The organism is Saccharopolyspora halophila, assembly GCF_039531955.1.
GTDB classification, from domain to species: Bacteria; Actinomycetota; Actinomycetes; order Mycobacteriales; family Pseudonocardiaceae; genus Saccharopolyspora; species Saccharopolyspora halophila.
Genome location: NZ_BAAARA010000001.1, coordinates 387,788 through 412,238, shown reverse-complemented (window position 1 = coordinate 412,238; position 24,451 = coordinate 387,788). Strand labels below are relative to the sequence as shown.

Genomic DNA, 24,451 nt, shown 5'->3' with positions numbered 1-24,451 from the left:
GGACGAAGACCGTGCACCCCAAGCAGGAACAACCCTCGTTCCTCCCGCTCACCGTCGGCGTCGCCCGCAACGCCGCGAACAGACCGGAGGACGCCGCGGAGCAGGCGTGCGAGGTGCAACGCTGCGCGGAGGCGGCCGACGCGACCGCCGCCGGGTGCTGGGCTGCGCTGCTGGGTGGCTGCCAGTCCGTCGAGCGCAGGGAGCTACCGGGACGGCTGCGCGCGCTCGCCGATGCGACTTCGGGCTACTTCGGCCAGGCCTGGTGGGAGGTGTCGGCCCACCGACGTAGAGTCGCCGAGGCGCAACTGCGCATCAACGACGCGGTGCGCGAAGGCGACGGCGCCGAGTTCGCCGAGGCGTTCGTCGGCTACGACCAGGCGGTCGCCACGGCGGTGGTGTCCGTGAACAGCGATATGGAGACTCCGGCCCCTTGAGCGAGCAGCAGGACGACCACTTCGACCCGGTGGCCGAGCACCCCGAGGTCGCCGAACTCGGCTACGAAGCAGCCCGCGACCAGCTCGCCGAGGTCGTCAAGCAGCTGGAAGCCGGTGGGCTCTCGCTGGAGGACTCGCTGGCGCTCTGGGAGAAGGGCGAAGCTCTCGCCACGGTCTGCGAGCGCCACCTCGCGGGTGCGCGCGAGCGGGTGGACCGGGCGCTGGCGTCGGTGGAGGACCAGGAGTCCTGAATCCGCTCCGCCGCAGGGCCGGGGTCACCGCACCGGCTCGGCCGCCAGGGCGGCTTCGGCCAGCGTCCGGAACTCCTCTTCCGAGGCGTTGCCGGTGATCAGCAGGCGGACCCCGTTCCGGTCGGTGACCCATGCCTGCTCGTCGCGCATGCCCCGGTAGTCGACCCAGTTCGCGCCACCCGCGCGCACCACGCCCTCGGCCTGCGGGGCGTGCCGGGTCTCGGCGGCCACCAGCTCTTCCTCGGCGCCGTTGGACTGGGCCAGGCGCAGGTAGTTGCCCTCGCCGGTCAACCAGCCCACCTTCACCACTCGCTGGTGCGAGGGCAGCGTGGTGGTGTTCGCCGAGTTGGCCCGCCAGCTCGGCGGCAGCTCCGGCTCGACGACCGGGAAGTCGGTCGTGGCCGCATCGCTGCGCAGCTCACCCGATACGTCCACGGTCGGCACCGCCCCGCTGTCCACCGATGGACCGCCGGGGTTGAACGAGCACATCCCGGCGAAGCCGGCGAAACCGAACGCGACCAGCACCAACGGCAGGATAGCGAAGATCATCGCCGACATCGTCCTCGGCGGGCGGGACGGTGCCTCGGCCTGCGGCTGCTCTGGCTGCTGGTTGCGGGGGTCTGCCACGCGACCCATGCTCTCACCGGTCGCATCCCAGCTCAGCGGGTAGGTCGAAGGCGAGTGGGCTGCCCCACGCAAGTGCTCCGGACACCTTGATGATCTGCGAAGATCCGAAACAACTCGCCGGGACGCGGGCGGCGCCCCGCCGGACCCGAGCACTGGCCACCGAATGCCTTATCAACGGGGAGGGCTCGATGAGCACCACACGATACCCGGAAGAGCCGGACCGCAACCTCGCGATGGAACTGGTTCGCGTGACCGAAGCCGCCGCGATGGCCGCGGGACGCTGGGTGGGTCGCGGCGACAAGAACAGCGGCGACGGCGCCGCGGTCGACGCGATGCGCAAGCTCATCGGCACCGTGTCGATGCGCGGCACGGTGGTCATCGGCGAGGGCGAGAAGGACGAAGCGCCGATGCTCTACAACGGTGAGGAGGTCGGCAACGGCGCCGGTCCCGAGGTCGACGTCGCCGTTGACCCGATCGATGGCACGACACTGCTGAGCAAGGGCATGCCCAACGCCCTGTCGGTGCTGGCGGTCTCCGAGCGCGGCACCATGTTCGACCCGTCCGCCGTGTTCTACATGGAGAAGATGGCGGTCGGCCCGGAAGCCGCCGGAGTGATCGACATCGGCGCGCCGATCGCGGAGAACATCCGCCGGGTCGCCAAGGCCAAGCAGGTCGACGTCTCCGACGTGACGGTCTGCGTGCTGGACCGGCCGCGGCACGAGCAGCACGTCAAGGAGATCCGCGAGGCGGGCGCCCGCGTGCAGTTCATCTCCGACGGCGACGTGGCGGGCGCGATCGCCGCGGCCCGCCCGGACAGCGGTGTGGACATGCTGCTGGGCATCGGCGGCACCCCGGAGGGCATCATCACCGCCTGCGCGCTCAAGTGCCTCGACGGCGAGATCCAGACCCGGCTGTGGCCGAAGGACGACACCGAGCGCGCCCAGCTGCGCGAAGCCGGGCACGACCCGGACCAGACGCTGACCACCTCGGACCTGGTGCGCGGGAACAACATGTTCTTCGTCGCCACCGGCATCACCGATGGCGCGCTGCTGCACGGCGTGCACTACCGCGCCAACCGCTGCTCCACGCAGTCGATCGTGATGCGTTCGAAGTCCGGCACGGTTCGCGTGGTCGACGCCTCGCACAAGCTGTCCAAGCTGCGGCAGTACTCCGATGTGGACTTCGGCGCGTCGGAGGTCTGAAAGGCGGTGCGCAGCACGCTGATCGCGAGCGCGGCTGCGAGGTGATCGACCGGCGGCTCGACCGGCGGCTCCGGGAAAGCAGGGAAAAACCCGGAACCGGCCGCGATTCAGGGCGGTGACCTGCTGTTCCAACGGCGGGTCACCGCCTTTTCCGGTGATCTCCTCCCACCTTCGTGGGTACGCCCCGGCGCGGGCCGTGGCTAGCGTCTGCGGCCAGCCGGCCTTGGGTGCCGGGGACTCCCGGAGGTTTCATGCGTAAGGCAATCGTCTCCGCTCTCGCCGCGACCGGTGCCGTCGGCGCGCTGTGCCTGCCCGCCACGGCCGCGGCCGACGAGGTCGACCCGATGATCGTCGGTGGCCACGACGCCACCCAGACCTACTCGTTCATGGTCTCGCTGCAGCAGCAGGGCTCGCACCTGTGCGGCGGCGCGCTGATCAACCCGGACACGGTCGTCACGGCCGCGCACTGCGTCGAAGGCGGCGGCGACTTCACCGTTCGGGTGGGCAGCAACGACAACACCAGCGGCGGCGAGCAGGCCGCGGTGAGCTCCACCCGCTCGCACGACACGGCCGACCTCGCGGTGCTGAAGCTGGACCGGCAGCTGTCGGCCGCTCCGATCGACATCGCCGCCGACTCCGGCGCGACGGGCACGCCCACCCGCATCATCGGCTGGGGCCAGACCTGCCCGGAGAGCGGTTGCGGCGAGGTGCCGACGAACCTGCAGGAGCTCGACACCCAGGTGGTCGACGACGCGGACTGCCAGGGCATCGACGGCGCGGGCGAGATCTGCACCGACAACCCGAACGGCGACTCCGGAGCCTGCTACGGCGACTCGGGCGGACCGCAGATCAAGGGCAGCGAGGGCAACTGGGAACTGATCGGCGCCACCAGCCGCACCGGCAACGGCGACCCCACCTGCGCCACCGGCCCGTCGATCTACACCGACGTCACGGCCTACACCGACTGGATCACCCAGAACACGACCAGCTGACCCACCACCGAGGCACCCGGGGCGCCCCACCGCCCCGGGTGCCTTCGCATCTCAAACCCCCCGATTCCCAGGCAGTTTCCCTCCGCAACGGCGACGCCGTCACCCCACCCGGCAACCGGCCCGACGCCGCGCGCGGTGGGCCGGTGACAGTTTTGCCTAAAACTGTGAGCACTCGACGCCCGAAATGTCCGGACAGTTTTAGGCAAAACTGTCACCAGCCGCCCACTTAGGTGAGGTCGACGCGAGCAGCCGCGCGGTGCGTCAGGTCCCGCGCGAGAACGCGCAGGACGCGTGCGGGGGTGCATTTGTTGAGGGTTAGCTGAGATCCGAGGAATGGCCGGGGAAGAGTCGCGTGCTGGGGTCCAGGTCGACGGCGATGTTGTTCACCGCCGTCGCCGCCTCCCCGAAGCCGGTGGCGATGAGCTTGACCTTGCCCGGGTAGGCGGCGACATCTCCGGCCGCGTAGACCCTCGGCCGGTTGGTCCGCATGGTGGTGTCGACCAGGATCGAGCGCTTCTCCAGCTCCAGCCCCCAGCCCTCGATCGGCCCGAGATCGGCGGTGAACCCGAGGGCGGCGACCACGGTCTGCGCGGGCAGCACGCGGCGCTCGCCGTCGGCTTCGATCTCGACCTCCTGGACCGCCCGGTCGCCGCGGATCTCGATGACTTCCGCCGGGATGACGAGCTCGACTCCGAGGTCGGTGACCTTGTCCACGAGGCCGGAGTGCGCGCGGAACCGGGTCCTGCGGTGGACCAGGGTGACGCTGCGGGCGACCGGGTGCAGCGCGAGCGCCCAGTCGAAGGCCGAGTCCCCGCCGCCGACGACGACCACGTCGTGCCCGCTGTGCGCGGCGAGTTCGGGGATGAAGTGCACGACGCCGCGTCCGACCCACTCGCCGCCCGCGGGCAGCGGGCGCGGGGTGAACCCGCCGATGCCCGCGGTCACCAGGACAGCGCCCGCGCGGACCGACTCGCCCGCACCCAGCTCGACCACCACACCGTCGTCCACATCGGACAGATGCACGGCCGGTCGCCCCAGCAGGTAGGTGGGGTCGTACTGCGCGGCCTGATCGACGAGCGCGGTCACCAGGTCGCGACCGCGGATCTCCGGGAAGCCGGCCACGTCGAAGATCATCTTCTCCGGGTACATGGCGGTCACCTGACCGCCCGGCTCGGGCAGCGCATCCACCAGCGCCACCGAGAGACCGCGAAAACCCGCGTAGTACGCGGCGAACAGTCCCGTCGGACCCGCGCCGACGACCAGCACGTCGACCTCGGTCATGCCCACCACCTCGCACTGCCGGACGCCAATCGAGAGACCGCGCACCGATCCACCCCGCCCGAACGCGAAGGCGAGCTCGATCGCGTGGGACGTCACCAGCCTAGCCGGATCGATCCCGAATGTCGGCTCGCAGCGCCGGCACTCCCCCGAACAGCCCAGCCGGTTGGCGCGTGCGGCGGTACCTGCGTGATCCACGCCCCCCGTAATTTCGCGAGAAAGGGGATCTCGGCGGGGAGGGGCACCGGAACATGCGAAAGCTGTCCACACTGATCGGAGGCGCGGCCGCGCTCGCGTTAAGCCTTGGGGTCGTGCCCGCTGCGGGCGCGGCGGGCGAGCCCGGTGAGCTGATCGCACCCGACGCGGGGCCGCTGATCGTCGGCGGGCACGAGGCGTCGGAGCAGTACGACTTCATGGCGTCGCTGCAGCGGGAAGGTTCGCACAGCTGCGGCGCCTCGCTGATCGACCCGCAATGGGTGCTGACCGCCGCGCACTGCGTGGCCGACGCCGCGCCCGCCGATCTGGGACTGCGCATCGGCAGCCCGACCTGGGGCAGCGGCGGCGAGGAGGCGGGCGTCTCCGAGATCGCGGTGCACCCGGATTACGAGAACCAGAGCCCGAACGGCGACATCGCGCTGCTCAAGCTCGACCACGCCGCATCGCAGACCCCGGTGGACATCGCCGACGCCTCCGGCGCGGCCGGCACGCCCTCGCGGATCATCGGCTGGGGCGTGACCTGCCCGGTCCGCGGCTGCGGCGAACCGCCGGAGCAGCTGCAGGAGCTCGAAACGAACGTCACGGCGGACTCGGCGTGCACGCTGAGCGCGATCGACGGACCCACCGAGATCTGCACGGCCAGCTCGGAACCGCTGGCCAACGCGTGCTTCGGCGACTCCGGCGGCCCGCAGCTGGAGGGCACCCCGGGCAACTGGGAGCTCACCGGGGTCACCAGCCGCCTCGGCAGCCCGGTACCGGTCTGCGGAACGGCCCCCTCGGTCTACACCGACGCGACGGCCTACAAGGACTGGATCAGCTCCACGATCAGCTGACCCACGCACCTGAAGCGGGGCACCCCGGAGCGGGCGCCCCGCTTCTTCATGTCGAGAGATCGGGCACCTTCATCGATCAAGCCCCGGGTCGAGCGGCGCCGTCGTGGGGCGGTTCACGCTGACCTCGGGCTCACCGCGGCGGGACACTCGGGGCATGGCTGAACAGGAATACCGGATCGAGCACGACACGATGGGCGAGGTGCGGGTGCCCGCCGCAGCGCTCTACCGCGCGCAGACGCAGCGGGCCGTGGAGAACTTCCCGATCTCCGGCCGCGGCCTGGAACGCGCGCAGATCCGCGCGCTGGGCCTGCTCAAGGCCGCCGCGGCGCGAGTCAACGCCAGGCTCGGCGTGCTCGAGACCGAGGTCGCCGAAGCCATCGCCGTCGCGGCGGACCAGGTCGCCGAGGGCGCGCACGACGAGCACTTCCCCATCGACGTGTTCCAGACCGGCTCCGGCACGTCGTCGAACATGAACGCCAACGAGGTCATCGCCACCCTCGCCTCGGCCGAACTCGGCCGGGACGTGCACCCGAACGACCAGGTCAACGCCTCGCAGTCGTCCAACGACACGTTCCCGACCACGATCCACGTCGCCGCCACCGAAGCGGTGATCACCGACGTCATCCCGGCGCTGGAGCACCTGGCCGGCACCATCGAGGGGCGCGCGGCGGAGTGGACCGAGGTCGTCAAGTCCGGCCGGACGCACCTGATGGACGCGGTCCCGATCACCCTCGCGCAGGAAGCGGGCGCCTGGGCCAGCCAGGTCCGCTACGGCGTCGAGCGGTTGCGCTCCGGGCTGCCCCGGCTGGGCGAGCTGCCGATCGGCGGGACCGCGGTCGGTTCCGGGCTCAACGCACCCGAGGGCTTCGGCGCCGCCGTGTCCGAGGAGCTGGCCAGGGTGACCGGCCTGCCGCTGACGGAGGCCCGCGACCACTTCGAGGCCCAGGCCGCGCAGGACTCGGTGGTTGAGACTTCCGGGCACCTGCGAACCGTCGCCGTGAGCCTCACCAAGGTCGCCAACGACCTGCGCTTCCTCGGTTCCGGACCGCGCACCGGACTTGGCGAGCTGGCGCTGCCGGACCTGCAGCCGGGTTCGTCGATCATGCCGGGCAAGGTCAACCCGGTCATCCCGGAGGCGACCCTGCAGGTCGTCGCCCAGGTGATCGGCAACGACGCGACGGTGTCGTTCGCCGGCTCGCAGGGCAACTTCCAGCTCAACGTGATGCTGCCGGTCATCGCCCGCAACGTCCTGGAATCCTCCCGCCTGCTGGCGGCGGTCTCCCGGCAGCTGGCCGACAAGGTCTTCGCCGAGGTGTCCGTCAACACCGAGCGGACCCGGGAGTACGCCGAGGGCTCGCCGTCGATCGTCACCCCGCTCAACCGCTACATCGGCTACGAGGAGGCCGCGGCGGTGGCCAAGCAGGCGCTCAAGGAGCGCAAGACCATCCGCGAGGTCGTCCTCGAACGCGGGCACGTCGACGACGGCAAGCTCACCCTCGCCGAGCTCGACGAGGCGCTCGACGTCCTGCGCATGGCCAACGGCGGGTAACTGTCGGCGAAGAGCAGCATCATGGGGCCATGGTGCTGCTCTCGGACGTCGTCGCGGTCTCCGGCGAGGTCGCGGCGACGTCCTCGCGCAAGGCGAAGACCTCGGCGCTGGCCGGGTTGCTGCGTCGGCTGGAGCGCTCCGAGGTCGCCCCGGCGACCGCGCTGCTGGCCGGCGAACTTCCCGGCGGACGCGCCGGGGTCGGGTGGTCGACGCTGTCCGCCGTGCGGGCCGAGCCCGCTGCCGAGCCGCAGCTGACCATCGCCGCGGTCGCCGCAGCCATCGGAGAGGTGCGGGAGATCAGCGGGCCAGGTTCCGGGCAGCGGCGCACCGAGGCGTTGACCCGGTTGTTGTCCCGGGCGACCGAAGCCGAGCAGTCCTTCCTCGTCCGGTTGTTCGGCGGCGAACTGCGGCAGGGCGCGCTGGAAGGCGTGGTGGTCGAGGCCATCGCCGCGGCCTCCGGAGTGCGTTCCGAGGCCGTGCGACGGGCGTTCATGCTCTCCGGACGGTTGCCCGCGACCGCCGAGGCGGCGCTGCTCGGTGGCGAGTCGGCGCTGGCCGAGTTCCACCTCGAGCTGGGCCGCCCGATCCGCCCGATGCTGGCCTCACCTGCGGAGACGCTCGACGCCGCGTTGGCGGGGGACGGCGAGCGCAGCGTCGAGTACAAGCTGGACGGCGCCCGCATCCAGGTCCACCGCGACGGCGACGAGGTGCGGGTCTACACCCGGACGCTGCGCGAGATCACCCGCAACGTGGGCGAACTCGTCGAGCTGGTGCGCGGTCTGCGCTGCCGCTCGGTGGTGCTGGACGGCGAGACGCTGGCCCTCGACGACGCGGGCCGCCCGCGTCCGTTCCAGGAGACCATGGCCCGCTTCGGTGCTCAGGAGCAACGCGCCGAGCTGCTGCACCCCTACTTCTTCGACTGCTTGCACCTGGACGGCACCGACCTGCTCGACCGGCCGCTGCGCGATCGCCTCGAAGCGCTGGAGAGCGTCGCCGCCCAGCACCGGATACCCGGTGCGCTCTCCCCCTCCCCGGAACGCGCCGCAGCGCTGTTCGACGACGCGCTGGCTGGCGGCCACGAGGGCGTGGTCGTCAAGGACCTGGATTCGCCGTACGCGGCTGGACGGCGCGGCAAGGCCTGGCGGAAGGTCAAACCCGAGCACACCCTCGATCTGGTCGTGCTTGCCGCCGAGTGGGGGCACGGCAGGCGCCGCGGCTACCTGTCCAACCTGCACCTGGGCGCCCGCGACCCGGACGGCGGCCCGCCGATCATGGTCGGCAAGACCTTCAAGGGCCTCACCGACGAGCTGCTGGCCTGGCAGACGGCCGAGTTCCAGCATCTGGCCACCGGAGGCGACGAGTGGACCGTGCAGGTCAGCCCGGACCTGGTGGTGGAGATCGAGCTCGACGGCGTGCAGACGAGCCCGCGCTACCCCGGGGAGGTGGCGCTGCGCTTCGCCCGGGTGCTGCGCTACCGGCCGGACAAGGACGCGGCCGAGGCCGACACCATCGAGGCGGTTCGCGGCATGCTCCGCGGCGAGTGAGATCCTGGGAGCATGAGCGGCGAAGAATTCGAGGAAGCGGTCGGCTCCATCAACATCGGACCGGGCACCATCGACCCGCGCGAGTTCCAGCGCGGCGCGGAATCGGTCGAACTCGAGCACTACGTGGCGGTCCTGCTGCTGGAGGCCACGTCCGAGGCCACCGACCACGAGCCGCTGTTCGAGGAGTCCTTCGTCCTGCTCACCGCCGAGTCCGGCGAGGAGGCCGCGGAGAAGGCCCGCGAATACGGCAAGCAGCAGGAATCCAGCTACGCCGACGAGAACAACAACCCGGTCACCTGGAAGCTGAAGCAGGTGGTCGAGGTCAAGCCACTCGAGGACGCCACCCTGGACGACGGTTCGGAGCTCTACAGCCGCTTCTTCCGCAACCACAAGGCCTACGCGGACCTGGACACCCTGGGCAACGAGGACTGACCCCGCGAATACGCCCTCGGTGGGGAGCGGAGCCGGCCGTTCAGGCCGTATGGTCGTCGGATGTGCAGTTCTTGAACGGGCAGAAGCCCACTACAGACCTAACCTACGACGACGTGTTCCTGGCCCCGCGGCGCTCGGGCGTGGAATCCCGGTTCGACGTGGACCTGGCCACCAGCGACGGGTCCGGAACCACGCTGCCGATCGTGGTGGCGAACATGACCGCGGTCTCCGGGCGGCGGATGGCCGAGACGGTCGCGCGGCGCGGCGGGCTGGTCGTGCTGCCGCAGGACGTCGACCCGGGCGCGGTCGGCGAGATCGTGTCCTGGGTCAAGGACCGGCACCCCGTGTGGGACACCCCGTTGGTCCTGCACAGCGAGGACGCGGTGGCCGACGCGCTGAACCTGCTTCCGAAGCGCGCGCACGGGGCCCTGGTCGTGGTCGACGACGCCAACCGCCCGCTCGGCGTCGTCGACGAGTCCTCCTGCACCGGTGTGGACCGGTTCGCGCGCATCGGCGAGGTCGCCGACAACCACCCGGTGGTGCTGCCGCTGGAGACCAAGCCGCGCGAGGTCTTCGAACAGCTGGACAAGCAGGCGCGCACCGTCGCGATCGCGGTGGATTCCGACGGCAAGCTGGCCGGCATCCTGACCAAGCGCGGTGCCCTGCGCGCCGAGATCTACGCCCCCGCGCTCGACGACGGCGGCAAGCTGCGGATCGCGGCCGCGATCGGCGTGAACGGCGATGTGACGGCCAAGGCCTCCGCACTGCTGGAGGCCGGGGTGGACGCGCTGGTGGTGGACACCGCGCACGGCCACCAGGAGAAGATGGTCTCCGCGCTCAAGGCGGTCCGCGCGGCAGGTCCGGACGTGCCCGTGGTCGCGGGCAACGTGGTCACCGCCGAGGGCGTGCGGGACCTGGTCGAGGCCGGAGCCGACGTGGTCAAGGTCGGCGTGGGCCCCGGCGCGATGTGCACCACGCGGATGATGACCGGTGTCGGTCGGCCGCAGTTCTCCGCCGTGGCCGAGTGCGCCGCCGAGGCGCGCAAGCTCGGCAAGCACGTGTGGGCCGACGGCGGTGTGCGGCACCCGCGCGACGTGGCGCTGGCGCTGGCCGCCGGAGCGTCGTCGGTGATGGTCGGGTCCTGGTTCGCGGGCACCTACGAGTCGCCCGGCGACCTGCAGCGCGATGAGCACGGCCGGGCGTACAAGGAGTCGTTCGGGATGGCGTCCAAGCGGGCGGTGTCCGCGCGCACCCGCACCGACGGCGCCTTCGACCAGGCGCGCAAGGCGCTGTTCGAGGAGGGCATCTCGAGCTCCCGGATGCGCCTGGACCCGCAGTCGCCCGGCGTGGAGGACCTGCTGGACCAGATCACCTCGGGTCTGCGCTCGTCGTGCACCTACGCGGGTGCGCACACCCTCGAGGAGTTCCACGAGCGCGCCCTGGTCGGCATCCAGTCCGCAGCGGGCTTCGCCGAAGGCCGCCCCCTCCCCTCCGGCTGGTGAGCCCGACAGTTTTGCCTATAACTGTCGACCTCCGGCGCCCGAAATGTCCGGACGGTTATCGGGGTCAGGTTCCGCTCCCGGCACCGCCACGCAACCCACAACCTGCAAGGTCCCGTTGGGCAGAACTGTCAAAGCCCTGAGTTGACCTGGGCCCGGGTGGGCCCAGGTCAACTCGTCGGGTTAGAGGTTGTCGCCCTCCAGGAGTTCGGTCACCAGGGCCGCGATCGGGGAGCGCTCCGAGCGGGTGAGGGTGATGTGGGCGAACAGCGGGTGCCCCTTGAGCTTCTCGATGACCGCGGCCACGCCGTCGTGCCTGCCGACCCGCAGGTTGTCCCGCTGGGCGACGTCGTGGGTGAGCACCACCCGCGAGTTCATGCCCAGCCTGGACAGCACCGTGAGCAGCACGTTGCGCTCCAGCGACTGCGCCTCGTCGACGATCACGAACGCGTCGTGCAGCGACCGCCCGCGGATGTGGGTCAGCGGCAGCACCTCGAGCATGCCGCGATCCATCACCTCTTCCAGGACGTTCTCGCTGGCGTGCGCGCCGAGGGTGTCGAACACCGCCTGCGCCCAGGGCGCCATCTTCTCGCCCTCGCTGCCCGGCAGGTAGCCGAGCTCCTGCCCGCCGACCGCGTAGACCGGGCGGAACACCACGACCTTGCGGTGCTGCTGGCGTTCCATGACCGATTCCAGCCCCGCGCACAGCGCCAGAGCCGACTTACCGGTACCCGCCCGGCCGCCGAGCGAGATGATCCCGACCTCGGGATCCATCAGCAGCTCGAGCGCGATGCGCTGCTCGGCCGAACGGCCGTGCAGCCCGAAGACCTCGCGGTCGCCGCGCACCAGCTTGACCTGCTTGTCCGCGGTGACCCGGCCCAGCGCGCTCTGCGAGCCCGCCAGCATCCGCACACCGGTGTTCGGCGGGAGGTCCCGCGCGTCGTCCAGGTCGGCCACACCGTCCTTGAACAGCGCGTCCACCGAGTTCGAACCCACGTCGAGGTCGGCCATGCCGCTCCAGCCCGACGAGACCACGTCCTGCGCCCGGTACTCCTCGGCTTCCAAGGCCACCGAAGCGGCCTTGACCCGCAAAGGCATGTCCTTGGTGACCAGCACCACCTGGTTGCCGTCGGCCTCCAGGTTGAGCGCGCAGGCCAGGATGCGGGAGTCGTTGGAGTCCGTTCTGAAGCCCGGCGGAAGCACCGACGGGTCGGAGTGGTTCAGCTCCACGTGCAGCGAGCCACCGTCCGAACCGACCGTCACCGGGTGGTCCAGCCTGCCGTGCCGGATCCGCAGATCGTCGAGCACGCGCAGGGCTTCGCGAGCGAACCAGCCCAGTTCGGGATGTTGGCGCTTGCCTTCGAGTTCGGAGATGACCACCAGTGGCAGCACAACGTGGTGCTCGGCGAATCTGGCCATAGCCCACGGGTCGGAGAGCAACACCGAAGTGTCCAGGACATAGGTACGAACCTCGACTCCGTCGCCGGCGGCGACAGACGCGGACCCGGTGTTCGAGTCGTGCGCGTGAGGCTGGGAACGTCGTGCGGTCACGGCAACTCCCTCGCGGGCGTGGCGTGCACACCCGCTCGTCGGCGGGCCGGGCCTGGCCTGCTCGCGCCCCGACTGGACCGTTCGTCCGCCGCGGCCGCGAAGGACCGAGGACCGGCCCTCCCGCGACCAAGGTGGACGTGTGAACGTCCGCTCCAGCCAACAGCCACGATCAGGGCCTCCCGGACGGGCCGCGTACGGACTTGCAATGGAAACGGCCCGTCACCGCGAACGCTACCTGCGAGATCGAGCTTCGGCAGACAGCCGGACAGGTGATTCGGCGACCCACCGGCTCACGCCCTGCAATCAGCACGTTTTCCCAGCTCAGATGGTTAACAGCAGGTTTCCGGACGATTCGTGACCAGGTCAGGCCGACGCGCCCGAGGCACTACTTCGCCGACCCCGTCAACACTCCCGGTGATCCACACTGCTCTTTTCGGGTGACTTCTCGGCGTGCCTCATCCTGTTGCACGCGCAAGCGATTCGGGAACAGCCGCGCCTTCCGAGAAGCCATCGTTCGACGCGACGACTGAATCACCGACTGCGGATCGGATTACCGCGCGAGCCAGCGAGTCAACTTTAGGATTCGACGCCAACACGTCAGGGTGAATTCTCGCGATGTTTGATTTCGCAACTTTAGGGGCGAGGGCGAATTTCCACACGATAGTGGCAACGAGTTGGGAAATCGAGCAGGCGCGCGGATAGGTTGCACGCGGACTCTCCTCCGGCCGGTTTCAACGGGCCGGGAATTCGAGTGTCCTCGCTTCATCCATCCCCAACAAGGAGCATCCGAAGTGCTGAAGAAAGCCGCGATCGTCACCGGTGCCGCCGCCGGCCTGCTGGCCCTCGCCCCGGTCGCCAACGCCGACAGCATGGACAACGAGGGCGTCAACGTCCTGAACGACAACAACGCCAGCGTCCTGCCTGTCCAGGCCTGCGGCAACAACGTCGCCGTGCTCGGCGCCACCGTGCCGATCCTGTCCCCGCAGGCGAGCCAGTGCGTCAACGCGCCGATCGTCGACCACCCGCAGGGCTGACGAACCGCCACGGCGGACACGTCAACAGCAGCTGAAAAAGGAGCGCCGGGATCACCCGGCGCTCCTTTTCGCGCGCGCTCGACCCGAATCGAAGTCGCGCCTACCAGCGCCGGAAAAATTCTTCTTCACACAATAGTGGTAATGAGTTTGGGCGATCAGCGGGCGCGATGTACTTTTCTTCCGGGACACACCAGGCTCGGTAGCCTCCTCGTGGCCTTTGCGAAGTCCACCCGGTGTGAACTCCAAATCCCGCGGTATTCAAAGGAGAGTGAACCAAGTGCTGAAGAAGGCTGCGATCGTCGCTGGTGCCGCCGCCGGGCTGATGGCCCTGGCCCCCATGGCCAACGCCGACAGCATGGACAACGACGGCGTGAACGTCCTCAACGACAACAACCTCAGCGTCCTGCCGGTGCAGGCCTGCGGTAACAACGTTGCGGTGCTCGGCGCGGTCGTCCCGATCCTGTCCCCGCAGACGAGCCAGTGCGTCAACGCGCCGATCGTCGACCACCCGCAGGGCTGAGATAGCGCATGAGAAGAGGGCCAGGCCTGGTAGCAGGCCTGGCCCTCTCGCGTTCCGGCCGAAGCCGCTGCCGGCCGGGCCAGGAGTCGTTCGCTCAGCGGTGCGGACAGCCGAAGCTCGGCCGAACTCCAGCGCCGGTGCCGGCCGGGCACAGCACCTGCCACAGCGGCCACCGCCACGTCCTGAGCGGTCCCTAACCACCGAAGCGCCGGTGCCGCACCGCGTAGTCGCGCAGCGCGCGCAGGAAGTCGACGCGGCGGAACTCCGGCCAGTACGCCTCGGTGAACCAGAACTCCGAGTGCGCGGACTGCCAGAGCATGAACCCGGACAACCGCTGCTCCCCCGACGTGCGGATGAGCAGGTCCGGGTCGGGTTGCCCGGAGGTGTAGAGGTGCTCGGCGATGTGATCCACGGTCAGCACCTCGGCGAGCTCCTCGATGCTGGTCCCGGATTCGGCGTGCTGCAGCAGCAGCTTGCGGACCGCGTCCGCGATCTCCCGGCGCCCGCCGTACCCGATCGCCACGTTGACCTGCATGCCCGGCCTGCCCTCGGTGCGCAGCGCGGCCGCGGACAGCCGGGCGGCCGTCTCGGTCGGCAGCACGTCCAGCGCCCCGACGACGCGCACCCGCCAGGGCTGCCCCGGCGAAGTCAGCTCGTCGACGACCCCGGAGATGATTTCCATCAGGGCGTTGAGCTCTTCGTCGGTGCGGTTGAGGTTGTCGGTGGACAGCAGCCACAGCGTGACGACCTCGACGTTGGCCTCTTCGCACCAGCCGAGCATCTCGGCGATCTTGCGCGCGCCCGCGTGATGGCCGTGGACCGAATCCAGACCGGCTTCCTTGGCCCATCTGCGATTGCCGTCCAGGATCACGCCGACGTGCCGGGGGTGCTGAATCCCGTCGAGCTTGCGGGCGAGCCTCCGCTCGTACACCGCGTACATCAGTTCTTTCAACCGGACCTTGAGCGCCACGCCACATGAGACTACGCGGATCCGGCTCCGCTGCGGTCCCCGCCTCCGCGGCTTCACCGCCTCTTGCAAGAGAGGTCACATCGCCACAAACCTACGACCCCGTAACCTCGTAGGCGTGAGCAACGGACTCTCCGCCCGGCAGGCATACGCCGTCAGCAAACCGCGATTGCGCGGATGGATCCACTTCTGGTCGCTGGTGGTGTCGATCGTCGCCGGCGCGACGCTGGTCACGCTCTCCGCTTCGACGGTCTCCACCGAGGCAGCGGTGGGCACCTCGATCTACGTGGCCACGGTGCTGGGACTGTTCGGCGTCAGCGCGCTCTACCACCGCAAGACCTGGCAGTCGGTGGACGCCCGCACCTGGATGCGGCGCCTGGACCACTCGATGATCTTCCTGTTCATCGCGGGCACCTACACGCCGCTGGCGATGCTGGCGATGCGCCCGACGACCGGCGCGGTGGTGCTGGCCGTGGTCTGGGGCGGCGCGCTCGGCGGCGTCATCCTCAAGCTCGCCTGGCCGAACGCGCCGCGCTGGGTCGGCGTTCCGGTCTACATCGCGCTCGGCTGGGTCGCGGTCTTCGTGCTGCCCGAACTGATGGACCACGCGGGCGTCGCGGCCCTGGTGCTGCTCATCGTCGGCGGTCTGCTCTACAGCCTCGGCGCGGTCAGCTACGCCACCCGCTGGCCGGACCCGTGGCCCAAGACCTTCGGCTACCACGAGTTCTTCCACTCGGCGGTCTCGATGGCGGCGCTCTGCCACCACATCGCCATCTGGCTGGCGCTCTACGCGTAGACGCGTCCGGGACGCGACGTGGCGGGCCCGGCCGGTCCGGCGATTCGAGTCACCGGCCGGGCCCTCCGCGATTCGCGATCACGCCGTTGCCGCGGAAGGCGTCACCTGCGCAACGTCGCGGCCAGTTCGTCCGGTTCGGTGACCGGGCGGTCGCAGACGTAGCCGTGGCAGACGTAGGCGGCCGGGGAACCGTCGACGAGGTGTCGTTCGGCGAGCAGCGGCGCGGCGTCCGGTGCGCCCGCGAGCACGACCGCGCCGCCCGGGGCATCGCGCCGAGCCGTGGCCAGCAGCGCGGCCCGGGACTCCTCGGTGTCGCCGACGACGGCGACCTGCAGCGGGCCGTGCGCCCGGGCTTCGGCGACGGAGAGCCAGTGACCCGCGAACCGGGAGGCGCGCTGGACCAGCAGACCGGCTCGCGAGAGCGCCTGCTCGGCCGCCGCGCGGTAGGTGCCCGCCCGATCGGGACCGACCAGGGCGGCAGCCGTCAGGAGCGCCGAGGCCAGCGCCGAGGCACCCGCCGGGCTCGAGTTGTCGGTCGGGTCCGAGGGCCTGCGGACCAGCGCCTCCGCGTCGGCGGCGGTGTCGTGGAACATGCCCGGGTTCTCGGCGTCGGCGAACTGCTCCAGCGCGACGTCCAGGAAGTCGCAGGCCGCCCGCAGCCAGCGGACGTCGGCGGTGGCCTGGTGCAGCGACAGCAGGCCGTCGGCGAAGCACGCGTAATCCTCCAGCACACCGGAGGCGGGCCCGACCACGCCGTCCCGCGAGGTGCGCTGGAGGCGCCCGTCGACCAGGTGCGTGGCGAGCAGCAGATCGGCGGCCTCGGCGGCGGCGGTGATCCAGGCCGGTTCGTCCTGGGCCGCGGCCGCCTCCACCAGACCGGTGATCGCCTGGCCGTTCCAGGCGGTGACGACCTTGTCGTCCTTGCCCGGTTGCGGTCGCCGGTCACGGGCGGCCAGCAGGGTCCGGCGGACCCGCGCCCAGCGCTCCGGGTCCTGCGGATCGCGCGGCAGCTGCAGCGTCGAGGTTCCGTGCTCGAAGGTGCCGTCGGCAGTGACGTTGAGCAGCTCGGCCGCCCAGGAACCGTCGTCCTCGCCGAGCACCTCGCGCAGCTGTGCAGGGGTCCAGACGTAGGTCAGGCCCTCGACGCCGTCGGTGTCGGCGTCCAGCGAGGCGGCGAAACCGCCCTGCGGGGTGCGCAGATCGCGCAGCAGGAACTCGGCGGTCTCCCGCGCCACCCGCGCGGCCGTCTCGTCACCGAGCCGCCCGAGGCGGGCGTAGGCGCGCAGCAGCAGCGCGTTGTCGTAGAGCATCTTCTCGAAGTGCGGCACCACCCACGCGGCGTCGACGCTGTAGCGGGCGAAACCGCCCGCCAGCTGATCGTAGATCCCGCCGCGGGCCATCGCCGAGCAGCTCTCCCGGGCCAGGTCCAGCGCCTGCGCGGATCCGGTCCGCTCGTGGTGGCGCAGCAGGAACTCCAGCACCATCGACGGCGGGAACTTCGGCGCGTCGCCGAAGCCGCCGTTCGCGGAGTCGAATTCGGAGCGCAGCCGGGAGACCGCACCGGCGAGCACCTCGTCGTCCAGAGCCGACTCCGGCAGCGCCGAGCGCTGCGCGCTGAGCTGCTCGACCACGCGCGCGGCGGCCTTGCGGACCTCCTCGCCGCGCTCGGTCCACGCCTGGTGCACCGCCGACAGCAGCTGCGGGAACGAGGGCATCCCGGGCATCGGCGAGGCCGGGTAGTAGGTGCCGCAGTGGAACGGCTCGCCATCGGCGGTCAGGAAGCAGGTCATCGGCCAGCCGCCCTGGCCGGTCATGCCCTGGGTGGCCTCCATGTAGACGGCGTCGATGTCCGGCCGTTCTTCGCGGTCGACCTTGATGTTGACGAAGTGCTCGTTCATCAGCGCTGCGGTATCGGGCTCCTCGAAGGACTCGTGGGCCATCACGTGGCACCAGTGGCAGGCCGCGTAGCCGATGGACAGCAGCACCGGCACGTCGCGGCGGCGCGCCTCGGCGAACGCCTCGGGGCACCACGGCCACCAGTCCACCGGGTTCTCCGCGTGCTGCAGCAGGTACGGGCTGGTCGCGTCCACAAGCCGGTTCGCCATGCCTCCAGCCTCCCATCGCGCAAACCGGACACCAACCGGTGGATCACCGGATCCGGGCGCGATGCGAAGCGGGGCCACCCGGACGTCCCCGGATGGCCCCGCTTCAGCTGGTGGTGCCAGCCTTTCAGGTGCTGCGGAGTCGCTGCTTCGAGCGCGGGACTCGACCCGCACCGCCGCGCGCAGCGGTCCGCGAACAGGCAGCTAGCCGCTCTTGCCGGACTCGGCGCGGTCTTCGGAACCCGCGGATTCCTCCCCGTCCGGCTCGTCGGCTGCCGCGGCCGCTTCGGCCTCGGCGGCCGCCTTGGCCTCGGCGCGCTTGACGCGCGCGGGCGCCGCAGCGGCGGCCTTGCTCTCGTCGAAGGTGCTGGGCAGCTTCTTGACGTGCTTGCTCATCGAGCGGACCAGGAAGACGATCGCGATCGCGAAGACGATCAGCAGCACCAGGCCGACCGGCGAGGACTTGCCGAAGTCCTCGCCCTGACCGCCCGGATCGTTCGCCGGGCCCGCCGGCTGAGCCAGCACCAGGGCGACCGTGTCCGTCATGCGCACACCCTCTCCTGCACGCCGGAGAACAGGTCGTCCTCCGGGAGCGTGGTGTCGACCAGGGAGCGGACCAGTTCGTAGTCCTCGGTCGGCCACAGCTCGCGCTGAGTCTCGCAGGAGACCGCGAACCACCGGCTGTTCGGGTCGATCTGGGTGGCGTGCGCCCGGAGCGCGTCGTCGCGCTGCTCGAAGTAGTCACCGCAGGGCACCCGGGTGGTGACCCGGTCGTCCGGGTCGGGCCTGCCCTGCTTGTCCCAGCGCTCCAGCCAGGAGGTGTACGGCGATTCCTTGCCCTCGGCCAGCAGGGACTCGTGGAACAGCTGCATGCGCTTGCGGGAGAAGCCGTGCGAGTAGTACAGCTTCAGCGGCTGCCAGGGCTCGCCGTCGCCCTGGAACAGGTCCGGGTCGCCCGCGGCGTCGAACGCGGCCACCGAGATCTCGTGGGTCCGGATGTGGTCCGGGTGCGGGTATCCGCCGTTCTCGTCGTAGGTGATCACCACGTGCGGGCGGAACTCGCGGATGATCTTGACCAGCTCGCGGGTCTCCTCCTCGACCGGCAGCGTCGCGAACACGCCGTCCGGCAGCGGCGGGGGCGGGTCGCCCTCCGGCAGGCCCGAGTCGATGTAGCCCATCCAGCGGTGCTGGACACCGAGGATCTCGGCCGCCTCGGCCATCTCCTCCTTGCGGATGCTGGTGAGGTTCGCCTCGACCTCCGGCCGCTCCATGGCGGGGTTGAGGATGCTGCCCGCCTCACCTCCCGTGCAGGTGACGACCATCACATCATGGCCCTCGGCCACGTAGCGCGCGGTGGTCGCGGCACCTTTGCTGGCCTCGTCGTCTGGGTGCGCGTGCACCGTCATCAGCCGCAGCTTGTCCGCCATCGCCCCGTAGTTCCTCCCGCTCGTGTGAGCATCCGCCCCGAATAAGAAGCGTCGCGGCGTCCGTCGCGACAGGTCGTCGCGGTATCCGTCCGGTGAGCGCGGCCCCGCCGTCGAGCCGCAGGACGCCCCGGGGATACTTAACGCGGATGTCGGTGCCCATTGTTCCCGGTGGACCGACATGGCCGGCGCCACCCCCGGATGGCGCACGGAGCACATGGCAGCCGGAGATCGAAAGGCCGTCGGCTCGAGTGACGAACCAGCAGCTCCCGCCGGAGCGGTACGGATCGCGCGCCCGCGCGGCGCGCTCCCGCCCCGCGTTGCGCTGGTCACTCCTCGTCCTCGCGCTGGTCGTCCTGATCGGCGTCGCCGTGCTCGGCTACCTCAACCTGGGCAGCGCGCCGATCCAGGGCAAGCAGGCCGCCTTCCGCATCCTGGACGACCACACCGTCGAGGTCACCGTCGAGGTCCAGCGCGACGACCCGAGCAAGCCCGCCGACTGCGTGGTCCGGGCACGCGCGGAATCCGGCCGCGAGGTCGGGCGCCGCGAGGTGCTGATCCATCCGGCGGACGGCGTGGTCCGCCAGGACACCCAACTGCGCACCTCCGAACGAGCGGTCGTGGGGGAGGTGTACGGCTGCACATACAGCGTTCCTGAATACCTGTCCACCCGTACGCGGCCAACCGGGTGAACAACGCCGCACCACGCCGGGCGCCGCAAAATTCCGGCCCCTCGGCGTGTTGATTCGTGCTATCGTCGACCTCAGCACGGCCCCGACGCGGGCCGTGTTTTTCCGTTACTTGGCATCGGCCCGAGAAAAGCACGGAATGCAATTAGTCCCCGCGCGGGCGTGGGACGCAGTCGACGAGGAGTGGTGACCGTGAGCGATACCCAGGTGACCTGGCTGACCCAGGATGCTTACGATCGGCTCAAGGGTGAGCTGGACGAGCTCGTGGCCACCCGCCCGGCAATCGCCGCGAAGATCAACGAGGCCCGCGAGGAAGGCGACCTCAAGGAGAACGGCGGGTACCACGCCGCGCGCGAGGAGCAGGGCCAGGTCGAGTCCCGGATCCGCCAGCTGCAGGAACTGCTGCGCACCGCCCAGGTCGGCGACGTGCCCACCCAGTCCGGTGTCGCCAAGCCCGGATCGGTGCTGACCGTCCGCTTCGACGACGAGGACGACACCGAGAGGTTCCTGCTGGCCACCCGCGAAGAGGGCGCGCACGGTGACCTCGAGGTCTACTCCCCCAGCTCGCCGCTGGGACAGGCCCTGCTGGACGCCAAGGAGGGCGAGGCTCGGGAGTACGAGCTGCCCAACGGCGGCACCATGAAGGTGACGCTGGTCAAGGCCGAGCCCTACACGGGCTGATCTCTCCGCAAATTCCGCCGCATTCGCGCTTTCGCTGATCTGCGGAACGCTGCGGCGAATCGACCGCGAAACGCTTTGGCGCGTATCTGATTCGCGAATCGTTTCCGGCTCGGAGCACTCGGATGATCGCGGGCGTCCCCCAATGCCGGGGACGCCCGCTTTGTATTGCCCGCTATGCCTCGGCGATCCGGTTCAGCAACGGGCGCACCCGCGGCGGGACCGGGGTGGACAGCGCGATCGAGGTCGAGGTCCGGCGCACCCCGGGAGCGGCCACCACCTCGTCGATCACCCGCTGCAGATCGGCGTTGTCCCGAGCGACCATGCGCACGAACAGGTCGCCCTGCCCGGTGGTGGCGTGCACCTCGCAGACCTCGTCGATGGCCTCGAGCTGCTCGACGACCGGAGCGCGGTGGCCCTGGGCGATCTCCAGGACTGCGAAGGCGGTGAGGCCGTAGCCCATCTCGGCCAGGTCGAGCTCGGGCGGGAAACCGCGCAGGATCCCGCGCTCGGCCATGCGGTCCATCCTGGCCTGCACGGTGCCGCGCGCGACACCGAGCCTGCGGGAGCACTCCAGCACGCCCATCCGCGGTTCGTCGGCCAGCAGCAGGAGCAGGCGAGCATCCAGCGAGTCCAGGTTCTCGGTCACGTCGCACTCCCCGCTCGGATCGACCGGTTCTCCCGACGAGAGAAGCAGACACCGGGCAGTTTGTACACCGTTCCGGGCGTCGACCGATCAGAGTGACCGGCGGCGGTCAGCGGCGGGCGAGGATCGTGTAGCCGGTGGCCTCGAGCCGCTCGACGACGTACTCGCGGTGCTCCGGGCCCCGCGTCTCCAGGGAGACCTCGACGTCGACCTCGCCGAGCGCCAGCGCACCCGCAATGCGGGAGTGCTCGATGTCGATGACGTTGGCCGTGAGATCGCCCAGGCGGCCCAGCAGCGCCGCGAGCGAACCGGGGCGATCGGGCAGCCGGACCCGCAGCGAGAGGTAGCGGCCGGACGAGGTCATGCCGTGCTGGATGAGCTGCAGCATCAGCAGCGGGTCGATGTTGCCGCCGGAGACGACCGCCGCGGTCGGCGAGACGACCTGCTCGGGGTGTTCCATCAGCGCGGCCACCGCGGCCACGCCCGCGGGCTCGACCACCAGCTTCGCGCGCTCCAGGCACAGCAGCAGGGCCCGGGACAGGGCCTCCTCGCTGACCGTGAGGACGCCATCGGCGAGCTCGCTGACGTGCGCGAACGGAACCGGCCCCGGCTCGGCGACGGCGATCCCGTCGGCCATCGTGTGCGTCTCGGTCAGCGCGACCGGCTTGCCCGCGGCCAGCGAACCGGGCCAGGCGGCGGCCTGCTCGGCCTGCACGGCCAGCACCCGCACCTCGGGTCGCTGCGCCTTGACCGCTGCGGCGATACCGGCGACCAGGCCCCCGCCACCGGTGGGCACCAGGATGGTGCGCACCTGCGGAAGCTGGTCCAGGATCTCCAGGCCGACGGTTCCCTGCCCCGCGATGATGTCCGGGTGGTCGAAGGGGTGGATGAACTCCGCGCCGGTGCGCTCGGCGTGCTCCCGCGCGGCGACCAGGGTCTCGGCCACGTTCGCGCCGTGCAGCCGCACCTCGGCGCCGTAGGACTTGGTCGCCTCCAGCTTGGGCAGCGGCGCCCGCTGCGGCATGTACACGGTCGCCTGGATGCCCAGCTGCGCGGCCGCGAGCGCGACGCCCTGCGCGTGGTTGCCGGCGCTGGCGGCCACCACACCGGCGGCGCGCCTCGCGGGATCCAGCCCGAGCAGCCGGACGAAGGCGCCGCGCAGCTTGAACGAGCCGGTGCGCTGCAGGTTCTCGCACTTGAGGTAGGTCTCGCCGCCGACGTGCTCGCCGAGCACGCGGGAATGTTCCAGCGGCGTGCGCCGCGCCACATCGGCGAGCTTCTCGTCCGCCTCGCGGATGCGGTCCAGGTCAACCAGCTGCATAGGCCAATCGTGCCACCGCTGATCTCCGGCGACGCGGGCGGCGTGTTGGGTACCCTCTGAGAACGAGAACGTGACCGTGCAGTGGCTCACACGACACGCGAGTGCGGCGGGAGGGAACATGACGCAGCCGAGCAGCGTGGTCCCGCTGATCACCGGCCTGGTCAGCGCCGCAGCCCTGTCCGGTGCGGCCGCCGTGGCCGTCCTGCAGTCCGGCTGCGAGGACCCCGGCACCTACCTCGAGCACGACGGGGTCGTCGAACTGGTCGGCGGCTGCCTGCGCTCCAGCGACCTCCCGGTCACCCCGCAGGACCCGGAGGACCCCCTGGGCAGCGGCAACCCCTCCATAGCCCCATAACCCCACCCGAACACGCACCAACACCCGCGCCGACGCGGCCCCGAATTCCCTGGAATTCCGCACCCCGAATTCCAGGGAATTCGGGGTCGCGTTTTCGAGGGTTTTCTGGAGGTTCGGCCTATCGGGGGGCCGTTGGGCGTGTTGTCGTACCGCCGGGGGTGCGTCGGGGTCTTCGGTGAGTCAGCGGGTGGCGGTCCCGCCGGGCGGCCGCGCCCGGGGGTGTTGGGCGTCCGGGCGCGGCCTTCGGCCGTCGGGCCACCGGCTTCGGGCTTCGGGCTTCGGGCTTCGGGCCGGTGATCGGGTCTGGGGATCACCGGGGTTGCGCTCAGCCCAGCGCCTGCAGGAGGTCTTCGACCAGGTCCTCGGCCTCTTCGATGCCCACCGACAGGCGGACCAGGTCCGCCGGGACCTGCAGCATCGAGCCCGCCGTGCTCGCGTGGGTCATCCGCCCCGGGTGCTCGATCAGCGACTCCACACCGCCGAGCGACTCGGCGAGGGTGAACAGCCGGGTCTTCGCGCACACGTCCAGAGCCGCCTGCTCACCGTCGACGTGGGTGAACGCGACCATGCCGCCGAACAGCTTCATCTGCTTGGCCGCGACCTCGTGCCCCGGGTGCTCGGGCAGTCCCGGGTAGTAGACCTTGGCCACCTTCGGGTGATCGGTCAGCGCGGCGACGATGCGCTCGGCGTTCTTGCTGTGCCGTTCCATGCGCACCGCGAGCGTCTTGATGCCGCGCATGGTCAGGAAGGCGTCGAACGGACCGGGCACCGCGCCCGCACCGTTCTGCAGGAAAGCCAGCTGCTCGGCCAGCTCGTCGTCCGAGGTGACCACCGCGCCACCGACCACGTCGGAGTGCCCGCCCAGGTACTTGGTCGTGGAGTGCACGACCGCCGTCGCGCCCAGTTCGAGCGGTTGCTGCAGGGCAGGCGAGGCGAAAGTGTTGTCCACGACCATCTTCAGCCCGGCCTCGGAGGCGACCTGCGCGAGCGCGGCGATGTCGCCGATGTTGAGCAGCGGGTTGGTCGGCGTCTCGACCCAGACGAGCTTGGTGTTGTCCTGGATCGCGGCCTTGACCGCGTCCACGTCGGACACCTGCGCGGGCGTGTAGGAGATGCCCCAGCCGGTGAGCACCTTGTCGATCAGCCGGAACGTGCCGCCGTAGGCGTCGTCCGGGATGACCAGGTGGTCGCCCGGCCGCAGCGTGGCGCGCAGCACCGCGTCGGTGGCCGCCATGCCGGAGGCGTACGCCCGCCCGTACCGGCCGCCCTCCAGCGCGGCCAAGCACTCCTCCAGCGCGGTCCGGGTCGGGTTGCCGGTGCGCGAGTACTCGTATCCGCTGCGCATGCCGCCGACGCCGTCCTGCGCGTAGGTCGACGTGGCGTGGATCGGCACGATCACCGAACCGGTCGTCGGGTCCGCCTCCTGACCCGCGTGGATCGCGCGGGTGGCAAAGCCATCACTCATGACGGCAGCCTACGACAACGAAATGCCCCCGACCTGGGCAGGTCGG

At 70.6% G+C, this 24,451-nt stretch carries 25 protein-coding genes; 15 read left to right on the top strand and 10 right to left on the bottom strand.

Features of this window, described 5'->3' with window-relative positions; genetic code table 11:
• Window positions 1-11: 11 nt before the first annotated feature.
• Complete coding sequence (locus ABD289_RS01990) at window positions 12-434, top strand: hypothetical protein (protein ID WP_344125791.1); 423 nt, start codon at window positions 12-14, stop codon at window positions 432-434.
• The gene (locus ABD289_RS01985) at window positions 431-685 is read left to right on the top strand and encodes an exodeoxyribonuclease VII small subunit (protein ID WP_344125789.1); all 255 of its coding nucleotides are present in this window, start codon (window positions 431-433) and stop codon (window positions 683-685) included. Before ABD289_RS01990 ends, ABD289_RS01985 begins: the two co-directional genes overlap by 4 nt.
• Window positions 686-709: 24 nt before the next feature.
• On the opposite strand, the gene ABD289_RS01980 is transcribed toward ABD289_RS01985, so the two are convergent.
• Entirely contained in the window at window positions 710-1,321 is a 612-nt protein-coding gene (locus ABD289_RS01980; protein WP_344126179.1) for a DUF4245 domain-containing protein, read from the bottom strand.
• Window positions 1,322-1,500: 179 nt separating this feature from the next.
• Here ABD289_RS01980 and glpX point away from each other — a divergent pair, with 179 nt between their 5' ends.
• Both glpX and ABD289_RS01970 read left to right on the top strand, forming a co-directional pair.
• The gene (gene glpX / locus ABD289_RS01975) at window positions 1,501-2,514 is read left to right on the top strand and encodes a class II fructose-bisphosphatase (RefSeq protein WP_344125787.1); all 1,014 of its coding nucleotides are present in this window, start codon (window positions 1,501-1,503) and stop codon (window positions 2,512-2,514) included.
• A gap of 251 nt (window positions 2,515-2,765) precedes the next feature.
• The gene (locus tag ABD289_RS01970; protein ID WP_344125785.1) at window positions 2,766-3,506 is read left to right on the top strand and encodes a S1 family peptidase; all 741 of its coding nucleotides are present in this window, start codon (window positions 2,766-2,768) and stop codon (window positions 3,504-3,506) included.
• 315 nt (window positions 3,507-3,821) lie between these two features.
• Here the strand turns inward: ABD289_RS01970 and ABD289_RS01965 are convergent, their stop codons facing one another.
• Window positions 3,822-4,787, bottom strand: coding sequence for an NAD(P)/FAD-dependent oxidoreductase (locus ABD289_RS01965; RefSeq protein ID WP_344125783.1), 966 nt, complete (start codon window positions 4,785-4,787; stop codon window positions 3,822-3,824).
• Window positions 4,788-5,035: 248 nt separating this feature from the next.
• On the opposite strand from ABD289_RS01965, the gene ABD289_RS01960 reads away from it, so the two are divergent.
• From ABD289_RS01960 to ABD289_RS01940, 5 genes are all read left to right on the top strand, one after another.
• Window positions 5,036-5,833, top strand: a complete 798-nt coding sequence (locus ABD289_RS01960; RefSeq protein ID WP_344125781.1) for a S1 family peptidase — start codon at window positions 5,036-5,038, stop codon at window positions 5,831-5,833.
• Between the two features lie 154 nt (window positions 5,834-5,987).
• On the top strand, window positions 5,988-7,382 hold the full coding sequence (locus ABD289_RS01955) for a class II fumarate hydratase (protein WP_344125779.1): 1,395 nt from the start codon (window positions 5,988-5,990) through the stop codon (window positions 7,380-7,382).
• 29 nt (window positions 7,383-7,411) lie between these two features.
• A complete protein-coding gene (locus ABD289_RS01950; RefSeq protein ID WP_344125777.1) occupies window positions 7,412-8,926 on the top strand; it encodes an ATP-dependent DNA ligase in 1,515 nt (504 codons plus the stop codon).
• A gap of 12 nt (window positions 8,927-8,938) precedes the next feature.
• Window positions 8,939-9,358 carry a DUF4288 domain-containing protein gene (locus ABD289_RS01945; RefSeq protein WP_344125775.1) on the top strand — a complete coding sequence of 140 codons (420 nt, stop codon included), beginning with the start codon at window positions 8,939-8,941 and terminating at the stop codon, window positions 9,356-9,358.
• Window positions 9,359-9,420: 62 nt separating this feature from the next.
• Window positions 9,421-10,860: a GuaB1 family IMP dehydrogenase-related protein gene (locus ABD289_RS01940; RefSeq protein WP_344125773.1), complete on the top strand. Its 1,440-nt coding sequence runs from the start codon at window positions 9,421-9,423 to the stop codon at window positions 10,858-10,860.
• Between the two features lie 180 nt (window positions 10,861-11,040).
• Here ABD289_RS01940 and phoH2 read toward each other — a convergent pair whose 3' ends face one another.
• Entirely contained in the window at window positions 11,041-12,408 is a 1,368-nt protein-coding gene (gene phoH2 / locus ABD289_RS01935; RefSeq protein ID WP_425564519.1) for an RNA 5'-3' helicase PhoH2, read from the bottom strand.
• A gap of 791 nt (window positions 12,409-13,199) precedes the next feature.
• Between phoH2 and ABD289_RS01930 the strand changes: the two genes are divergently transcribed.
• Together ABD289_RS01930 and ABD289_RS01925 are read left to right on the top strand one after the other, a co-directional pair.
• Window positions 13,200-13,442 (top strand): hypothetical protein, encoded by a 243-nt coding sequence (locus tag ABD289_RS01930; RefSeq protein WP_344125771.1) that lies wholly within the window; start codon window positions 13,200-13,202, stop codon window positions 13,440-13,442.
• A 277-nt stretch (window positions 13,443-13,719) separates the two neighbouring features.
• Window positions 13,720-13,962: a hypothetical protein gene (locus tag ABD289_RS01925; RefSeq protein ID WP_344125769.1), complete on the top strand. Its 243-nt coding sequence runs from the start codon at window positions 13,720-13,722 to the stop codon at window positions 13,960-13,962.
• 193 nt (window positions 13,963-14,155) lie between these two features.
• Here the strand turns inward: ABD289_RS01925 and ABD289_RS01920 are convergent, their stop codons facing one another.
• Window positions 14,156-14,932: an isoprenyl transferase gene (locus tag ABD289_RS01920; RefSeq protein ID WP_344125767.1), complete on the bottom strand. Its 777-nt coding sequence runs from the start codon at window positions 14,930-14,932 to the stop codon at window positions 14,156-14,158.
• A gap of 115 nt (window positions 14,933-15,047) precedes the next feature.
• On the opposite strand from ABD289_RS01920, the gene trhA reads away from it, so the two are divergent.
• Entirely contained in the window at window positions 15,048-15,725 is a 678-nt protein-coding gene (gene trhA / locus ABD289_RS01915) for a PAQR family membrane homeostasis protein TrhA (protein ID WP_344125765.1), read from the top strand.
• A 101-nt stretch (window positions 15,726-15,826) separates the two neighbouring features.
• Here the strand turns inward: trhA and ABD289_RS01910 are convergent, their stop codons facing one another.
• The 3 genes from ABD289_RS01910 to mca form a co-directional block, all read right to left on the bottom strand.
• Window positions 15,827-17,830 carry a thioredoxin domain-containing protein gene (locus tag ABD289_RS01910; protein WP_344125763.1) on the bottom strand — a complete coding sequence of 668 codons (2,004 nt, stop codon included), beginning with the start codon at window positions 17,828-17,830 and terminating at the stop codon, window positions 15,827-15,829.
• A 201-nt stretch (window positions 17,831-18,031) separates the two neighbouring features.
• Window positions 18,032-18,373 carry a hypothetical protein gene (locus ABD289_RS01905; protein ID WP_344125761.1) on the bottom strand — a complete coding sequence of 114 codons (342 nt, stop codon included), beginning with the start codon at window positions 18,371-18,373 and terminating at the stop codon, window positions 18,032-18,034.
• A complete protein-coding gene (mca, locus tag ABD289_RS01900) occupies window positions 18,370-19,254 on the bottom strand; it encodes a mycothiol conjugate amidase Mca (protein WP_344125759.1) in 885 nt (294 codons plus the stop codon). The genes ABD289_RS01905 and mca overlap by 4 nt, the downstream gene beginning before the upstream one ends.
• A 248-nt stretch (window positions 19,255-19,502) precedes the next feature.
• Here mca and ABD289_RS01895 point away from each other — a divergent pair, with 248 nt between their 5' ends.
• Window positions 19,503-19,943 (top strand): DUF4307 domain-containing protein, encoded by a 441-nt coding sequence (locus tag ABD289_RS01895; RefSeq protein WP_344125757.1) that lies wholly within the window; start codon window positions 19,503-19,505, stop codon window positions 19,941-19,943.
• Between the two features lie 189 nt (window positions 19,944-20,132).
• The gene (greA, locus tag ABD289_RS01890) at window positions 20,133-20,621 is read left to right on the top strand and encodes a transcription elongation factor GreA (RefSeq protein ID WP_344125755.1); all 489 of its coding nucleotides are present in this window, start codon (window positions 20,133-20,135) and stop codon (window positions 20,619-20,621) included.
• 172 nt (window positions 20,622-20,793) lie between these two features.
• On the opposite strand, the gene ABD289_RS01885 is transcribed toward greA, so the two are convergent.
• Together ABD289_RS01885 and ilvA are read right to left on the bottom strand one after the other, a co-directional pair.
• Window positions 20,794-21,267, bottom strand: a complete 474-nt coding sequence (locus tag ABD289_RS01885) for an Lrp/AsnC family transcriptional regulator (RefSeq protein ID WP_344125753.1) — start codon at window positions 21,265-21,267, stop codon at window positions 20,794-20,796.
• Window positions 21,268-21,373: 106 nt separating this feature from the next.
• On the bottom strand, window positions 21,374-22,585 hold the full coding sequence (gene ilvA / locus ABD289_RS01880) for a threonine ammonia-lyase (protein ID WP_344125751.1): 1,212 nt from the start codon (window positions 22,583-22,585) through the stop codon (window positions 21,374-21,376).
• A gap of 118 nt (window positions 22,586-22,703) precedes the next feature.
• Here ilvA and ABD289_RS01875 point away from each other — a divergent pair, with 118 nt between their 5' ends.
• Complete coding sequence (locus tag ABD289_RS01875; RefSeq protein WP_344125749.1) at window positions 22,704-22,940, top strand: hypothetical protein; 237 nt, start codon at window positions 22,704-22,706, stop codon at window positions 22,938-22,940.
• Window positions 22,941-23,265: 325 nt separating this feature from the next.
• On the opposite strand, the gene ABD289_RS01870 is transcribed toward ABD289_RS01875, so the two are convergent.
• Window positions 23,266-24,405: a cystathionine gamma-synthase gene (locus tag ABD289_RS01870; RefSeq protein ID WP_344125746.1), complete on the bottom strand. Its 1,140-nt coding sequence runs from the start codon at window positions 24,403-24,405 to the stop codon at window positions 23,266-23,268.
• Between the last annotated feature and the right edge of the window lie 46 nt (window positions 24,406-24,451).

Coding starts and splice junctions, on each gene's coding strand:
- ABD289_RS01970 (WP_344125785.1), top strand. CDS start 2,766: ATGCGTAAGGCAATCGTCTCCGCTCTCGCCGCGACCGGTGCCGTCGGC.
- ABD289_RS01965 (WP_344125783.1), bottom strand. CDS start 4,787: ATGACCGAGGTCGACGTGCTGGTCGTCGGCGCGGGTCCGACGGGACTG.
- ABD289_RS01950 (WP_344125777.1), top strand. CDS start 7,412: ATGGTGCTGCTCTCGGACGTCGTCGCGGTCTCCGGCGAGGTCGCGGCG.
- ABD289_RS01960 (WP_344125781.1), top strand. CDS start 5,036: ATGCGAAAGCTGTCCACACTGATCGGAGGCGCGGCCGCGCTCGCGTTA.
- mca (WP_344125759.1), bottom strand. CDS start 19,254: ATGGCGGACAAGCTGCGGCTGATGACGGTGCACGCGCACCCAGACGAC.
- ABD289_RS01875 (WP_344125749.1), top strand. CDS start 22,704: ATGACGCAGCCGAGCAGCGTGGTCCCGCTGATCACCGGCCTGGTCAGC.
- ABD289_RS01910 (WP_344125763.1), bottom strand. CDS start 17,830: ATGGCGAACCGGCTTGTGGACGCGACCAGCCCGTACCTGCTGCAGCAC.
- ABD289_RS01905 (WP_344125761.1), bottom strand. CDS start 18,373: ATGACGGACACGGTCGCCCTGGTGCTGGCTCAGCCGGCGGGCCCGGCG.
- ABD289_RS01980 (WP_344126179.1), bottom strand. CDS start 1,321: ATGGGTCGCGTGGCAGACCCCCGCAACCAGCAGCCAGAGCAGCCGCAG.
- ABD289_RS01945 (WP_344125775.1), top strand. CDS start 8,939: ATGAGCGGCGAAGAATTCGAGGAAGCGGTCGGCTCCATCAACATCGGA.
- ilvA (WP_344125751.1), bottom strand. CDS start 22,585: ATGCAGCTGGTTGACCTGGACCGCATCCGCGAGGCGGACGAGAAGCTC.
- ABD289_RS01955 (WP_344125779.1), top strand. CDS start 5,988: ATGGCTGAACAGGAATACCGGATCGAGCACGACACGATGGGCGAGGTG.
- glpX (WP_344125787.1), top strand. CDS start 1,501: ATGAGCACCACACGATACCCGGAAGAGCCGGACCGCAACCTCGCGATG.
- ABD289_RS01870 (WP_344125746.1), bottom strand. CDS start 24,405: ATGAGTGATGGCTTTGCCACCCGCGCGATCCACGCGGGTCAGGAGGCG.